The sequence below is a fragment of the Vibrio gangliei genome (assembly GCF_026001925.1).
Taxonomy (GTDB): Bacteria; Pseudomonadota; Gammaproteobacteria; order Enterobacterales; family Vibrionaceae; genus Vibrio; species Vibrio gangliei.
This window is the reverse complement of record NZ_AP021869.1, coordinates 2437315-2452171: the sequence shown is the minus strand read 5'-3', so window position 1 is coordinate 2452171 and position 14857 is coordinate 2437315. Positions and strand designations below refer to the sequence as shown.

Genomic DNA, 14857 nt, shown 5'->3' with positions numbered 1-14857 from the left:
GGGTTAGCTTTTTTAGTTGGATTGGTGTTGAGTTGGCAAAAAGGCTAAGGAAGTAATGTTAAAATTGTGTGACTTTTCCTTTAATTAAATGTGTCTATGCTTTGGTTGGTGATTGGGCATGGTGATTAGGGATTCACACTGCGATTAATTGGATTTTGTAATGAAATCAACGTTTCGGTTGACTGAACTTCATCAATCGCCTGCAATTTATCAATCAAAACATACTGTAATTCTTCAATGTTTTTACACATCAATTTGACGAAAATATTGTACGCCCCCGTGGTGTAATAGGCTTCGACCACTTCATCTAATGCATTAAGCTTTTCGATTGCAGAATGATAATCTCGCGCCGCATTCAGATTGATACCGATGAAGCAACACACGTCGTAGCCAAGCTTTTTCTCATTGACGATAACTTCGGTGCCTTCAATCACTTTGGCGGCTTTCATTTTTTCGACTCGCACATGCACCGTCGCAGGGCTCACATCAAAACGTTTAGCCATTTCAGCGTACGGGGTACGGGCATCTTCCATTAAAATCTTCAAAATGGCGCGATCTAAATCGTCAAGGCGAACATTAGGATCAGGCATAAATTTTCCTTAATCAGTGTTAAATTTTTTGCATCATGCTACGAATATAACAAAGAATTTGGTAAAAGAGTTGGTAACCTCCCATACATGAGTCATTATTAGATGATTGATTTTTGATAATTATTTGTAACTTTAGTATGAGAGAATAGTTATCAGGGTGAGGATGCAAAGATATGTACCACCTGTATGACCAGTTATTGAATAATAACTCGTTACAATGCGATCCACTTTTCTATTTCCCATTTTTATAGTGCGCTGCTAATGAAACATGATGTGCTGTTAATCTTGATTCTTTTATGCCTCTTACTCGGTAGCCTGATTATCATCATCTATCGACACTTCCAACGTATCCGTCTTAGCGAACAAGAAACCAAACAAAATCAATATTTACTCGAATCTATTTATGATCTCAGCCAACAAGGCATCGGTATTCTTGACCAATATGGCCGTTTAGTCTCGAGTAATTTGACGTTGCAAGAAATAGCCTATGACGCTGAATTTGATTATGAGCTGCCAGTATGGACCTTTGCCGGTTGGTCTACCGCGAGTAAAGCCAAAGTAGAACAGGCCTTTGTTGAGGTGAAACAAAAAGGCGAAGTGCGTTTTGAGGGCGAATTGATTGATAGCAATATTGGCCCTGTGTACTTTGATTTGAGTTTGAAAAAGTTGCCTGCGGCTGAGCAAGGGGAAGAGCGTTATCTCTTTGAAGGCAAAGATATTACTTCACGGAAATTAACGGAACGGCGTTTGGTTGACAGTGAATCTCGCTTTCGTAATTACTATGAATTACAACCTGTCATGATGATGACAGTGGACGAACATGACTGTATTCAAGCGGCCAATAAGTTTACCGCTGAGCTATTGGGCTACGATGTTAATCAGATGCTAGGGCGTAAATTACAAGATTTTTACTCCAATGACGCGGATGTGACTGCTCGAGCGAGATTGCTACAACCCAATAAAAAACACGCATTAGTGGCAAGACGTGAAATTCGGTACCTTACTGCAGATAAGCGTTCGGTTTGGGTTCGAGAAAATATTCGCCAAGTGCCTGATTCCCGCCAATTATTGATTGTAGGGGAAGATATTTCAGAAACCTATTTGTTGGCGGAACAACTCGAATACCAAGCCCACCACGATGTCCTCACGGGTTTGTATAACCGCAATCATTTTGAATTGTCACTGGATGTGGCCTTAAAAGAAGTCAAAGGTCAGTTACGTTCCCACGCTCTGTTTTATTTGGATCTCGACCAATTTAAACTGATTAATGATACGGTCGGCCATGAGGTGGGAGATGCAGCCATCGTTTATAGTGCGCAATTGTTATCAGATTTATTGCCAGACACCGCTGAACTTGCGCGGACGGGCGGTGATGAATTTGCCATTTTATTACGTGATTGCCAAGAGTCAGAACTATTGGAATTCGCTCAGTGTATCCTGAAAGCCTTTGAGACCAATCAGTTTATTTGGCGTGGTATTCATCTTAACCTTAACTGCTCGATCGGGATTCGCATCATTGACCACAGCGTGAAATCAACGCAAATGGTGCATGCTCAAGCCGATACTGCGTGTAACTTAGCCAAAGAAGAAGGCCGTAATCGAGCGCATTTATACCGCGGTAATGATGAGAACTTCCGTCGTCGTGAGCAGGAAATGGAATGCGTTAACCAAGTGTATGATGCACTCAAGCATGACCGCCTCGAATTGTACGCACAACCGATCAAAGATATTTCAGCTCACCCTAGCGATAAGATGCACTTTGAAGTGTTAGTTCGTTTGCGTGATCACCATGACCAGTTAATGTCACCCGGTATTTTCATGCCCGCGATTGAGCGCTATAACCTGGCGCATCTCATTGACCGCCGTGTATTTCAACAAACCTTAGCTTGGTTTGAATCGAGACCGGATACGATAGATAAATTAGGGCGTTGCTCGATCAATCTATCTGGTCAATCCATGGGAGACAGAGATTTCACCCAATTTCTATTTGAGTTACTCAATAACACCAGCGTACCAAAACATAAAATTTGCATAGAAATCACCGAAACTGCAGCGGTGGGTAACATGCAAGTAGCGATGGAATTCTTTACCCGCTTGAAGCAATTAGGTTGTATGATTGCGCTCGATGATTTTGGCTCTGGTTTATCTTCGTTTGCCTATCTGAAAACACTGCCGTTGGATATCGTCAAAATTGACGGCTGTTTTGTGCGAGATATGCACCAAGACGAAATGGATCATATTTTAGTGAAGTCGATTCATGAGTTAGTTAAGCAACTGGGTAAACAAACGGTGGCGGAATTTGTCGAAAATGATGAGATACTGGCGCAGTTAAAAGCGCTTGGCATTGATTACGCCCAAGGTTACTTGATCAGCGCACCTAAGCCATTAGAGCAAGTGGTGAATAGCTTGATGAAGCACCCTGTTTCACTTGATTAAACTCGTCAACCTCATCGATATCTTTACCTCTCGTTTATTTATTGGAGCCAGTGTGCAGCTACATTTAAGTTGCGATGACCCGCAAAGACAAGCCGAATTGGATGCAATCGCCGCACGTTGGCAATTGACCCATCAAGACGACAGTGTGTTCGCGTTGGTGTTAACGGATCAACGTTTAGAGTTACGTAAATTGGATGAACCTAAGCTGGGCGCAATTTACGTCGACTTGGCTGGTGGCGCAGTGGCTCATCGCCGTAAGTTTGGTGGCGGTAAAGGCCAAGCCATTGCCAAAGCGGCGGGCTTAAATAAAGGCGCAACGCCAAGAGTGCTTGATGGTACAGCAGGATTAGGACGCGATGCGTTCGTGTTGGCATCACTCGGCTGTAAAGTGCAAATGGTGGAGCGCAATCCGGTTGTGGCGGCATTATTGGACGATGGGCTTGCTCGTGCCAAACAAGACCCGGAAATCGGTACTTGGGTGAGTGAACGAATGAGTTTGCTGCATGCGTCGAGCCATGATGCATTGCAACAATTAATGGCCAATCCCGATTTTGTTCAGCCGGATGTAGTGTATCTCGATCCTATGTATCCGCACCCTGAAAACAAAAAGAAAAGCGCCTTAGTGAAAAAAGAAATGCGCGTATTTCAGTCTCTTGTTGGCGCTGATAATGATGCCGATGCTCTACTCGAACCCGCGTTAGCTCTGGCGACTAAACGTGTCGTTGTGAAGCGCCCTGATTATGCTGACTGGCTCAACCAACAAAAACCCAGCATGGCGATAGAGACCAAGAAAAACCGCTTCGATGTCTACGTGTTAAGTGGCATGGCAAAGTAATGTTCGCCGTTTGGCTTGTTGAAATACAACCTTAGGGTGACAGAAAACTGACAAAAGTGCGGGAATTGTTAGGCTTAATATCGGTCTACAACACTGTTATTCAGATTCACATTCATGTACATCCAAATTATAAAGGTGATTATGAAATTTTCTCGTGTGTTATTAGTCGCTTCATTGTTTGTTCCTTTGTCTTCTTTCGCCGCCGAGGCGCAAAAAACGCAAGATGTGGCGCAACTGCTGCAAAATAAAATCGTCGTCGGGCAAAAAGAGTGGGTGACGGTACTCAATACTGATCAGCGTACCATTGCTAAAATAGATACTGGTGCCACGACGTCTTCAATTAATGCTGTTGATATTCATGATTTTGAGAAAGATGGCAAAGACATGGTGTCGTTTAAGATCAAAGCCAAAGACGATGTAAGTAAAGAAATTACGTTGCCAGTAAAACGTTGGGTGCATATTAAACAATCATCAAGCACAGAAACCTCACGTCGACCGATTGTTGAGCTCGATATCAAACTCGGTGACAAGACTTACAAAACGCCTTTTAACCTTGTCGATCGCGACCACATGATCAATGCGATATTAATTGGCCGTTCATTTTTGAACCCGATTGCCTTGGTTGACGTTGAACAAAAGTACATCCATAAAAATAAATAACCTTATAATTTTAAATAAATCAGCCCCTTAGTCATTTTTGATTTTGGGGCTGTTTTTTTACTTATTGATAGAAATCTAAATGCGACTAATTTTCACTTGTATTGCAGCTCGATCAGCTCTATAAATGACAGAAGCCAATGTGATCTTTCATCATCGCAGTGGTCAGTCATTTCACTGGGTCGTCATTCACTGAGGAAAGGTGTGTCGTTATGACAAAAGCGTTATGTAAATATTCTCGTCACGATATTAAAGCGGGCAAAGCTGAACCTTTGGTAGCTAATGCTCAGTTTTATTGCACCTCTTGCGCTCGCAGTTCCAATCAAAAGAAGGCCTTATGTAAGCCTGTTGTGTTAGGTTTAAAACACAAAGCCGTTCATGCTCAATCAACTTTAGTTAGGTTTGAGGCTAAACCGATGGCGCGTAAAGCACCGAATGTAGCGGATGTTGTCGCTAAAGCCAAGGCGCTCAAACAGCAAAGAGACTATTTAGAGCAAGCCAGTATTGAAGAAAAAGGCAATGGTGTGAATGTGATGATCCCGTCTCCCTTGCTAGAAAAACCTCAAACGCCAGTGATTGCCATGACAGAAGAAGTGCCGGTATTAGAGGCCGAGCCTATGCCAATCCTGACTAGCATCGAATTGGATATGAAGCGTTTGAAAGTAAGCTTGAAATCGCAGAAAAAGCAGCAAAAACAGCTGAAAAAATTACTCAAAAAACAGAAAAAATTGGCTAAGAAAAATAAGAAGGTACTCAAACAAGAGCGTAAACTCGCCAAACATCAGCAAAAAATCGCCAAACAAGAAGCAAAGATCGAAAGGCGCTTATCGGTATTTTCCCAAGCGCCTGAATTTGATATCGCCAAACCCAATAAGGCGAAAGTGACATCATTGAAAGCACTGCATTAATGCAAAAAAACAAAATAGCCGCTTAAATTAAAGCGGCTATTTTTATGAAGTTTTTGCTTTATTAAAGATGAAATTTAGGCTTCCCTCGCAACTCGCAAAACTAGGCGCTGCACGTAACGGCTTTACGCTTCACCCAAGTTTCGTTCACCCACAATGACAGCATGATCACTGCGCCCCCCATGAGTAAGCGGGTCAAATCCACATCTCGGTTCCAAATTACAATATTCACAATTAGACCAGCAGGCACTAAGGCATTGTTCATTACGGCTAGTGCGCCAGCATTGACCATACATGCCCCTTTGTTCCATAGGAAATAACCTAAGCCAGAAGCAATTAATCCAAGATACGTCAAAATACCCCATTGCAATGGCGTAGTCGGTAATTTTTCGGGGTTGCCAAGTAAAGCAAAAGCGATTGATGCGACGATCAGAGCGCCAATATAAAAGTAACCAAACACCGTGCGTTGAGAGACTTCAACTGGCGTTTGTTCCATCACATGTTTATAGCCAACTTGGCCGATTGCAAAACAAAGGTTAGAACCTTGAACCACGAGGAAACCGAGCAGGAAACTTTCGTTAACCTCAGCAAATTTGATGATGGCTGCACCCGCTACAGCAATCACAGCGGTTAGAAGATACCAAGGTGAGAATCGTCCTTTTAGGAGGTCGTAAATCAAGGTGACATAAATGGGAGTGAAAACGGTAAACAGCAACACTTCTGGTACGGATAACAGCAAAAAGGCTTGGTAATAGAAGCAATACATTAAACCCAGTTGCACGCCACCAATCGCCATGAGTTTAGCAATAAATGAGCTGGGTAACCCTTTGAATTTTAAGAAAGGAAGGAAAATGAGGCTGGCGAGCGCGATACGCATCCACACGGAAAACCACGCATCGACTTGGCCTGAAAGATAAACCCCAATTAAGCTAAATGAAAACGCCCACAATAACGTGACCGCAGAAAGATAAAACATGCCGCATCCTTTTGGTTAATATTTCTGTAAACCTAAAATAACGCGGCGAGTTTACCTTTGTTTGCGATAAAAGTTAATCTTCGAGTGGTACGATCAGCATATCCACGGAAGTATCGTTGATTAGCTGACGAGAAGTGGACAGTAACTTACTCCAGAAATCTTTATGGTGACCACAAAGCACGAGGTCGATTTGTTGAGTGTCAATCGCATGAGAAATCTCGTTGCACAGATCACCGCTGGAGACGATGGTTTCTGTGATCGGGAAATCGATGTCTTTGACTAATTGCTGAATCTTTTTCTGTGCTGATTCCAACATGGCATTTTGGGTTTCAGCGAAATTGATTTCCATAAAGCCGGTGTACATATCAGTGAAATTGACATCAATATGAATCAGAGACAACTTTGCGTTACAGGCTTTGGCGAGAGCCGCTGCTTTATTCATTAAAATAATACTGTCATCCGATAAATCGACAGCCACCAAGATGTGTTTATAAGCCATAATACGCTCTCCATTTTCATTATTACCGCAGACATATCATTGATTTTGAGTCTTTATTTGGGGTTGAGACTCTGATATCAGCCTTGAGTATTTGTCATCAGATTATCATTACCATAGCCTAAAAAGTGTCGTTCATCTCTCAGTATTTGGTGCTGAAAGCTAAGTTTTCATACTTGTCTATTCACGAAAAACGATACCTTTTCCCTGAATTTATTATTGAGCGTGTTATAGTTTATTTAAGCAGTTCTTACTATTTTTGAAAGGAGTCCAACATGCTATCACAAGCCATGGTTGAACAATTGAATGAACAAATTAACCTAGAATTTTTCTCATCTAATCTATACTTACAAATGAGTGCTTGGTGTGAAGATAAAGGGTTTGAAGGTGCAGCTGAGTTTTTGCGTAAGCATGCCACTGAAGAAATGGAACACATGCAGCGTTTATTTACTTATGTGAGTGAGACGGGTGGTTTACCGATTTTAGGTGCAATTGATGCGCCAAAACACCAATTCGCAAGCCTAGGTGAAGTGTTCCGTGAAACGTATGAGCATGAGCAAATGATCACTCAATGCATCAACAAGTTAGCGCATTTAGCTTTCACGAGCCAAGATTACTCTACCTTTAACTTTTTGCAGTGGTATGTGGCTGAACAGCACGAAGAAGAAAAATTGTTTAAAGGGATTTTAGACAAGCTAGAATTAGTAGGTGAAGACGGCAAAGCTCTGTTCTTCATCGACAAAGACCTAGCAGAATTGGCAAAACAAGGTACATCCTCTGTCATGGCAGGTTCGACAACGGTATAACAGTGATATGCCTATTATCAATATGATGGGCATTGACTAAGCCGGTTTGTCTTTTCCTCCAGTCACTTGAGGGTGTTTGGAGGGAAAGATGATCAGTGCAGATACATTACTAACCGCGTTATCGCTTGTTACCCTTATCAATTTTGTGCGTTACATTACCGCGCTGCGTTCACTTATCTTCATTATGCGAGAAGCTCACCCGCTGCTGTATCAGCAAGTCGATGGTCGAGGCTTTTTCAGTACCCACAGCAATTTTCCAAAACAAGTGCGGCTTTATCACTATTTGAAAGATAAAGAGTACCTACATCACCATGAAGATGTGTTTATTAATAAATGCAGTAAGGTGCGTGAATTGTTTGTGTTGACGTCCGGCTTAGCACTACTCACTTTGGTTATGGCTTTTATGGTGTGAAGCATTCGAAAATCGCAATGACAACCAGCGGTTCGACAATGAAAAGGATGTGATATGAAAAGGATGTGCGTTAAAATCGCGCGTCCTTTTATTTTGCCTGCAATTTGTGGGTGAGCAGAACAAGAGAAGTAGTTATGAGTACTCATTATGATGTGGTGATTATCGGTGCCGGTGCTGCGGGCTTAATGTGCGCAGCAGAAGCGGGAAAACGAGGTCGCACAACCTTAGTGATTGATCATGCCAAAAAACCGGGGCGTAAAATTCTGATCTCGGGTGGCGGTCGTTGTAACTTCACTAACTATGATGTCAGTGCTAATAACTATTTGTGTCAAAACCCGCATTTTGTTAAATCGGCCTTATCGCAATACACCAACTGGGACTTTATCAGCCTAGTATCCAAATACGGTATTGAGTTTGAAGAGCGCGATCATGGTCAGCTATTTTGCCTAGATTCCGCCAAGCAAATTGTCGATATGTTGCTGAAAGAATGCGATATGCCAAATGTGGCGCAGCGTTATCGTTGTGATGTGCATGACATCGAACAAACAGAGACGGGCTTTCGTTTTAAAGCCGATACCGACACCATCACTTGCGAGTCTTTAGTGGTAGCCACTGGTGGGCTTTCGATGCCAAAACTGGGCGCTACGCCTTTTGGTTATAAAGTTGCCGAACAGTTTGGATTATCAGTAATTTCCACAACCGCCGGTTTAGTGCCATTCACCTTGCACAAAGAAGACAAAGAAGATTTTGCCGAGCTGTCTGGTATTGCGATTCCAGCCGAAATTACTGCCCAAGATGGCACCGTATTCAAAGAGGCGCTGCTGTTCACTCACCGTGGTTTATCGGGTCCATCGGTACTGCAAATTTCTTCTTACTGGAAAGCCGGTCAAACTGTGACGGTGAACTTGATCCCACAAGTCGATGCTTTGGAATTGCTGACTCAATCTCGAGAAAAACACCCGAATCAAAGCTTGAAAAATACCTTGGCTAAAGTGCTGCCTAAGCGATTAGTGGAAGTGTTAATTGAGCGCAAAATGCTCGAAGATAAGCCGCTGAAACAATTTAACCAAAATCAATTGGAAGCGATTGATCATCAGTTGCAACATTGGCAAGTGCTCCCTAATGGCACAGAAGGTTACCGCACCGCCGAAGTTACATTAGGCGGCGTTGATACCAAACACCTGTCATCAAAAACCATGGAATGCAAAGACATTAAAGGTTTGTATTTTATTGGTGAAGTCATGGATGTCAGCGGCTGGCTTGGTGGCTATAACTTCCAGTGGGCCTGGTCGTCTGGCTTTGTAGCCGGGCAGTGGGTGTAGCCGGTATTTTTTTAAATATCGCAATGGATATTAAACAACATAAGAAGCCTTAAATCGGCCACTTATGTTGTTTCAGTATAGTCAAAAAAACACTTACTTGGTTGTTATCTGATAATACTCACAAGCTAGCTCATGGTGGAGTGGGGAGGATTCGAGTTCGCACTCTCTTGGCTTATGCAGCGTTCGGCGATTTATGATGTTCGCTGACCATTTAGCCCATGATGTTTGCAGTTCATTTATATAATGATTTATCAGTTTCATATCTCCTCCCTCCCTCGCTCTACCTACACTAATGCTGGTAATGTTTTGAGCATTTTCAACGCATTACTCATGTGGTTTTGTGTGGTGACAAAGCCCACTAGTTCATCATTGTCATCAAATGCACGGGCGGTTATGCCTTCCTGATCTAATTCAATCGACCACTTTGGTACGGATTGACCAGTTTGCCCGGCTAATTGAATGGGCAAATTAGGCGTTTTTACTTTTACCAGCATGGCCGGCAATTTTAACGTTGCGGCTGGGCCTGCTGTTTGTAATTCACCTTTTGTTTGTAATAAGACCTTAGCTAATACGTTGGCGCTTAATAAGGTTGGCTGTAGATATGAGAGGACTTTGTTCTCAATTTGAGCACAATCACCAAGTGCATAGATATTAGAATCAGATGTTTGTAATTGACGATTGACTACGATGCCTTTATCTACCGTTAAACCAGTCTGTTGTGCTAGTTGGATATTGGGCTTGAGTCCTGAAGCCGAAATAACACTATCGACAAGGAATTGTTCACCAGAATTGAGAATAACCTCTACGCCAAAGTCCGTTTGTTCGAGTGCTTGCACGGTATTATTTAAATGTAACTTCACGCCACCTTGGATTAACTTTTTCTGTAAAGGCGCAGAAATAGCATCTGGTAACATGGTTTGCATGACGCTGTCGCAAGGGTCAACAACCGACACGGTTTTACCTGATGTTGAAAGATCCATTGCCAGTTCAGTGCCAATTAAGCCCGCACCAATAATGAGTACATGCTCTGCTTGGTCCAGTTTATGCTGTGCTGCTTGATACTCGATACGGCTATTGAGTGTTATCACTTCCTTTACCGCAGATCCATTCATCGCTGGAATGAAAGTTGAAGCGCCGGTCGCCAAGACTAATTTTGAATAGCTAAGTACATCCCCTTTGGTTGTTGTCACGTTTTGTGCGTGGCGATCAATCGTTTCCACTTTGGTTTGGGTATAGATTATGATCTCATTATCTTGAGCGAAGCTATTTGCAGCTTGGCGGATAAGCGTATCGGCATTGTGTTTGTTGGTAAATACATGACTAAGATCGGGCTTATTGTAGTCATGCCCATCATCAGCGGTAATCACTGTAATTGGGGTTTGTTTATCTGAACGGCGTAATGCCTTCACTAATTGATAGGCAGCGAAACCACTGCCTATGATCATAATTGGATTACTCATTACGCCACCTGAGATTGGTTATCTTTGTCGATATTGTTGCCTAATGTGCTGGCGCAAGGTTCAAACACTTCTTTACCAATACCACATTCAGGGCATAAGAAGTCTTCAGGTACTTGTCCCCAAGCGGTTCCAGGTTCAACGCCTTGGTTGGGCTCACCGAGTTCAGGTTCATAGACCCATTGGCAAACGGTGCATAACATGGCTTGCTGATCTTCGGCTGACGAATTTGTGTTATTCGTTGGCTCGACAGTAGTTGGTTCAATTGCAAGCTCATTTTTTGCTTCAATCGCACTGGCAGCTTGAGTTGAATTAACTGGTTGAGCAACCGCTTTATTTGTCATGATATTGGTGACGTTTTTAGGCGCAGAATGACTCACATTGGATAGATCATGCAGTGCCCATTCTTTTGCTATTTGACGACCATAATCACGACATTCTTGCATTGCTTTGCCATCAGGACGCCATTTGGTTTTCTTGCTAATGGCGGTTTCAAAGCCACAGTCCATCAAGCGGGTGTGGATACGGTCAACTGCACCGCCATTCCACCCATAGCTACCAAATGCCGCCGCTTTTTTATTCTTAAAGCGTAATCCTGTGATTTCTTCTAGCATGCCAGCGACTTTAGGCATCATGACGTTGTTCATGGTAGAAGAGCCAACCAAGATACCTTTTGAACGGAATACATTAGATAAGATTTCATTTTTATCGTGTAAAGAGACGTTAAACACTTTCACCGCCACATTCGGATCAACATCATTAATGCCTTGAGCAATAGCATCAGCCATCATGCGAGTGTTGTTCGACATTGAGTCATAAAATAAAGTGATGCGATCTTCCTGATAGTTATCAGCCCACTCTAGGTATTGGTGAATAATTTGAGTTGGGTTATCGCGCCATACAATACCGTGAGCGGTTGCGATCATATCAACGGGTAGCTCTAGGCTAAGCACCTCTTTGATTTTAGAGGTCACTAATGGGCTAAATGGTGTCAGAATGTTGGCGTAATAACGTAAACATTGTTCATAAAGCTCAACCTGATCGACTTCATCATTAAATAGATGTTCATCACAGTAGTGCTGACCAAATGCATCGTTACTAAATAGCACGGCATCTCCGGTCATATAAGTCATCATGCTATCTGGCCAATGCAGCATCGGTGATTCAACAAACACTAAAGCTTTGCCATTGCCTAAATCGATGCTGTCTCCGGTTTTAACTACATTAAAGTTCCAATCAGGCTGGTGGTGGTGACCGGTAATCGAATCAACGGCATTTTCAGTACAATAAATTGGCGTGTTAGGGATTTTGGCTAATAGCGCGCCTAAAGCCCCAGCGTGATCTTCTTCAGCATGGTTGATAACGATGTAGTCAATCTGGTTAAGATCAATTTCCATTTCTAAGTTTTGGACAAACTGCTGGCTGAAACGATGATCGACGGTATCGATTAAAACGGTTTTTTCTTCTTTAATTAGGTAGCTGTTATAGCTGGTGCCACGTGTGATTTTATATTCTGTACCATGGAAATTTTGTACTTCCCAATCACGTTGGCCAACCCAGTGGATATTATTTTTAACATGAATAGACATAAAACGACTCCTAAGTATGAATTCTAAATTTGGATAAAAAGTAAATGAATAAATTTCTTACTCATACTATTGCAGCATGCGTGCCAACTTTTAAATGCATTACTTTTCAAGTGTTTATGTTTTTAAGGTTGTTTTTATTGTCATAATGACAGTATTTGTTTGGTGTCAAAAAGACATTTTATGTGTCATATTGACATGGTTATTAAAGAAAGTAAGAAAATTAAAGAGAGCAGGCAAATGCAGAAGTTTCATTCACAAATAACGCAACTCGCGCTTGATTTGACGCTAGGAATTTCCAATCAAGACCGTTTTGATCGCCTTCTAGAAGTATTAAGGAATATTTTAAATTGTGATGCAGCGGCACTGCTTGCTTATCGAAATCAACAGTTTGTGCCATTAGCGATTGATGGTTTATATGATGAGGTGATGGGGCGACGATTTAATCTTGATGAACATCCTCGTTTAGAAGCGATTGCACGAGCGGGGGATGTGGTTCGCTTTCCTGCCGATAGTGATATTGCTGACCCTTATGATGGGCTGATCCCAAATAAAGGGGATAAGTTACACGTCCATGCCTGTGTTGGATTACCGTTAATTGCACATGGCCATTTGATTGGGGCGCTGACGATTGATGGTTTTGATGCTCATCAGTTTGACACTTTCACCGATGGTGACTTACGAACCATTAGTGCGCTGGCAGCCGCGAGCTTACATACCTCCTTATTAGTGAAGCAATTGGAATCACAGGTGGTGAATACCAGTGATGCAGACTCTCATATCACCAAAGAAATGAATTTAACTGAGGAGATGGTTGGTCAGTCGGGCGCGATGATGGATTTAAGAATGCAGATCCAAGCGGTGGCGAATACTGACCTCTCGGTTTTGATTATGGGAGAAACGGGGGTTGGTAAAGAACTTGTCGCGACCGCTATTCATAATCAATCGAATCGTGCCAAGCAAAATTTGGTGTATTTAAACTGTGCGGCTTTACCTGAGTCGGTGGCGGAAAGTGAGTTATTTGGCCATGTAAAAGGGGCCTTTACTGGCGCGATTAGTCACCGTAAAGGCAAGTTTGAATTAGCCGATAATGGCACGCTATTTTTAGATGAAGTGGGGGAGTTGCCTTTAGGACTGCAATCCAAATTATTGCGAGTATTGCAATATGGCGATTTGCAGCGAGTCGGTGATGACAGTGTGCTTAAAGTGAATACCCGTATTGTGGCAGCAACCAATCGAGACTTACATCAAGATGTAGTGAACGGCAAGTTTCGGGCGGATTTATATCACCGCTTGAGTGTCTTTCCTATTCATGTTCCGGCGCTTAGAGAGCGAACTGGGGATATTACCTTGTTGAGTGGCTTTTTTATTGAAAAGTGCAAACACAAACTGAATTTGAATCATCTAAGTATCTCCCCTGCGGCTTTGCAGTTATTGGGGCAATATAGTTGGCCGGGTAATATTCGTCAGCTTGAGCATGCTATCCACCGTGCGGCCGTATTAGCAAAAACAGAAAATAATCAGTCTAGCCCGATTAGTTTACAGCCTCATCATTTTGAATTGATACAAGCAGAATCCACCTCACCACAAGGTATTGAAAATCAAAATCAGCTAGCGGATACCGTTAATTCTGATATAGCTAAGGACTACACCTTGGGTCTAAAAGCAGCGACTGAAACATTTCAAGCGCAAGTGATCATGGATGCACTAAACAATAATCAGCAGAACTGGTCAGCTACGGCTCGTGAGTTGAAAATAGACAGTGGTAATTTGCATCGACTAGCCAGACGCCTAGGATTAAAGTGATAGTATTGCCATACTCAATAAAATACGTTCACTAAACTGCGATACCTACCATGATATTAATAGGTACCTAAGGGGAATATATGAGTCATTTAGTTATACCAAAACATTGGAAAATCCGACGTTCTACTCACTTTTTTACTAAAGATAATATACCTAAAGCGTTACTGACTCATCACAATACCGCAGAAGGTGTGTTTGGGCAGATCTGTGTGATGCAAGGAACGGTTACTTTTTATGGATTTGCAAATGAAGAAGCCACTGAGCCAGAACAAGTGGTGGTGATTAATGCCGGTTCGTTTGCCACTAGTCCACCTCAATATTGGCATCGTGTTGAACTTAGCGATGATGCTCAATTTAATATTAATTTTTGGGCTGAAGAAGAAACCGGTAATAAAGCCATGTTTAAGAGCTCAAGAATTCATAGCAAACCAATCGATGGGTTATTAGATAACAAGTAAGCGGCTTAATCATTCTAAATGGCTAATAGTTTTTACCTATCAAAACGATAACTTTAATCTCTTTTACCTAAACTGAACGAAAGACTATTCTATATCCATAGCAAAATTAATGTTA

The 14857-nt window shown here is 42.2% G+C and carries 14 protein-coding genes; 9 read left to right on the top strand and 5 right to left on the bottom strand.

Annotated features, from left to right (window positions below):
- Positions 1-125 precede the first annotated feature (125 nt).
- Entirely contained in the window at positions 126-590 is a 465-nt protein-coding gene (gene asnC / locus Vgang_RS11345) for a transcriptional regulator AsnC (RefSeq protein ID WP_105902828.1), read from the bottom strand.
- Between the two features lie 261 nt (positions 591-851).
- On the opposite strand from asnC, the gene Vgang_RS11340 reads away from it, so the two are divergent.
- The 4 genes from Vgang_RS11340 (at position 852) to Vgang_RS11325 (ending at position 5426) form a co-directional block, all read left to right on the top strand.
- Positions 852-3026 (top strand): sensor domain-containing protein, encoded by a 2175-nt coding sequence (locus Vgang_RS11340; RefSeq protein ID WP_105902829.1) that lies wholly within the window; start codon positions 852-854, stop codon positions 3024-3026.
- A 52-nt stretch (positions 3027-3078) separates the two neighbouring features.
- Positions 3079-3861: a class I SAM-dependent methyltransferase gene (locus Vgang_RS11335; RefSeq protein ID WP_105902910.1), complete on the top strand. Its 783-nt coding sequence runs from the start codon at positions 3079-3081 to the stop codon at positions 3859-3861.
- Positions 3862-4002: 141 nt separating this feature from the next.
- Positions 4003-4521, top strand: a complete 519-nt coding sequence (locus Vgang_RS11330; RefSeq protein ID WP_105902830.1) for an ATP-dependent zinc protease family protein — start codon at positions 4003-4005, stop codon at positions 4519-4521.
- 209 nt (positions 4522-4730) lie between these two features.
- The gene (locus Vgang_RS11325; RefSeq protein WP_105902831.1) at positions 4731-5426 is read left to right on the top strand and encodes a hypothetical protein; all 696 of its coding nucleotides are present in this window, start codon (positions 4731-4733) and stop codon (positions 5424-5426) included.
- A 100-nt stretch (positions 5427-5526) separates the two neighbouring features.
- Here the strand turns inward: Vgang_RS11325 and Vgang_RS11320 are convergent, their stop codons facing one another.
- Both Vgang_RS11320 and Vgang_RS11315 read right to left on the bottom strand, forming a co-directional pair.
- Entirely contained in the window at positions 5527-6399 is an 873-nt protein-coding gene (locus Vgang_RS11320) for a carboxylate/amino acid/amine transporter (RefSeq protein WP_105902832.1), read from the bottom strand.
- A 73-nt stretch (positions 6400-6472) separates the two neighbouring features.
- A complete protein-coding gene (locus tag Vgang_RS11315; RefSeq protein WP_105902833.1) occupies positions 6473-6898 on the bottom strand; it encodes a universal stress protein in 426 nt (141 codons plus the stop codon).
- 272 nt (positions 6899-7170) lie between these two features.
- Here Vgang_RS11315 and ftnA point away from each other — a divergent pair, with 272 nt between their 5' ends.
- The 3 genes from ftnA to Vgang_RS11300 all read left to right on the top strand — a co-directional run bounded on the left by ftnA (position 7171) and on the right by Vgang_RS11300 (position 9435).
- On the top strand, positions 7171-7701 hold the full coding sequence (gene ftnA / locus Vgang_RS11310; protein WP_105902834.1) for a non-heme ferritin: 531 nt from the start codon (positions 7171-7173) through the stop codon (positions 7699-7701).
- An 88-nt stretch (positions 7702-7789) separates the two neighbouring features.
- The gene (gene uspB, locus Vgang_RS11305) at positions 7790-8113 is read left to right on the top strand and encodes a universal stress protein UspB (RefSeq protein ID WP_105902835.1); all 324 of its coding nucleotides are present in this window, start codon (positions 7790-7792) and stop codon (positions 8111-8113) included.
- A 134-nt stretch (positions 8114-8247) separates the two neighbouring features.
- The gene (locus Vgang_RS11300) at positions 8248-9435 is read left to right on the top strand and encodes a BaiN/RdsA family NAD(P)/FAD-dependent oxidoreductase (protein ID WP_105902836.1); all 1188 of its coding nucleotides are present in this window, start codon (positions 8248-8250) and stop codon (positions 9433-9435) included.
- 284 nt (positions 9436-9719) lie between these two features.
- Here Vgang_RS11300 and norW read toward each other — a convergent pair whose 3' ends face one another.
- Together norW and norV are read right to left on the bottom strand one after the other, a co-directional pair.
- Positions 9720-10895: an NADH:flavorubredoxin reductase NorW gene (gene norW / locus Vgang_RS11295; RefSeq protein ID WP_105902837.1), complete on the bottom strand. Its 1176-nt coding sequence runs from the start codon at positions 10893-10895 to the stop codon at positions 9720-9722.
- Positions 10895-12481: an anaerobic nitric oxide reductase flavorubredoxin gene (gene norV / locus Vgang_RS11290; RefSeq protein ID WP_105902838.1), complete on the bottom strand. Its 1587-nt coding sequence runs from the start codon at positions 12479-12481 to the stop codon at positions 10895-10897. Before norV ends, norW begins: the two co-directional genes overlap by 1 nt.
- A 237-nt stretch (positions 12482-12718) precedes the next feature.
- Here norV and norR point away from each other — a divergent pair, with 237 nt between their 5' ends.
- Complete coding sequence (gene norR, locus Vgang_RS11285) at positions 12719-14284, top strand: nitric oxide reductase transcriptional regulator NorR (RefSeq protein WP_105902911.1); 1566 nt, start codon at positions 12719-12721, stop codon at positions 14282-14284.
- Positions 14285-14364: 80 nt separating this feature from the next.
- The gene (locus Vgang_RS11280) at positions 14365-14742 is read left to right on the top strand and encodes a DUF1971 domain-containing protein (protein WP_051241245.1); all 378 of its coding nucleotides are present in this window, start codon (positions 14365-14367) and stop codon (positions 14740-14742) included.
- Positions 14743-14857 lie beyond the last annotated feature (115 nt).

Coding starts and splice junctions, on each gene's coding strand:
- Vgang_RS11330 (WP_105902830.1), top strand. CDS start 4,003: ATGAAATTTTCTCGTGTGTTATTAGTCGCTTCATTGTTTGTTCCTTTG.
- Vgang_RS11280 (WP_051241245.1), top strand. CDS start 14,365: ATGAGTCATTTAGTTATACCAAAACATTGGAAAATCCGACGTTCTACT.
- ftnA (WP_105902834.1), top strand. CDS start 7,171: ATGCTATCACAAGCCATGGTTGAACAATTGAATGAACAAATTAACCTA.
- Vgang_RS11320 (WP_105902832.1), bottom strand. CDS start 6,399: ATGTTTTATCTTTCTGCGGTCACGTTATTGTGGGCGTTTTCATTTAGC.
- asnC (WP_105902828.1), bottom strand. CDS start 590: ATGCCTGATCCTAATGTTCGCCTTGACGATTTAGATCGCGCCATTTTG.
- uspB (WP_105902835.1), top strand. CDS start 7,790: ATGATCAGTGCAGATACATTACTAACCGCGTTATCGCTTGTTACCCTT.
- Vgang_RS11315 (WP_105902833.1), bottom strand. CDS start 6,898: ATGGCTTATAAACACATCTTGGTGGCTGTCGATTTATCGGATGACAGT.
- Vgang_RS11325 (WP_105902831.1), top strand. CDS start 4,731: ATGACAAAAGCGTTATGTAAATATTCTCGTCACGATATTAAAGCGGGC.
- norV (WP_105902838.1), bottom strand. CDS start 12,481: ATGTCTATTCATGTTAAAAATAATATCCACTGGGTTGGCCAACGTGAT.
- Vgang_RS11300 (WP_105902836.1), top strand. CDS start 8,248: ATGAGTACTCATTATGATGTGGTGATTATCGGTGCCGGTGCTGCGGGC.
- norR (WP_105902911.1), top strand. CDS start 12,719: ATGCAGAAGTTTCATTCACAAATAACGCAACTCGCGCTTGATTTGACG.
- norW (WP_105902837.1), bottom strand. CDS start 10,895: ATGAGTAATCCAATTATGATCATAGGCAGTGGTTTCGCTGCCTATCAA.
- Vgang_RS11340 (WP_105902829.1), top strand. CDS start 852: ATGAAACATGATGTGCTGTTAATCTTGATTCTTTTATGCCTCTTACTC.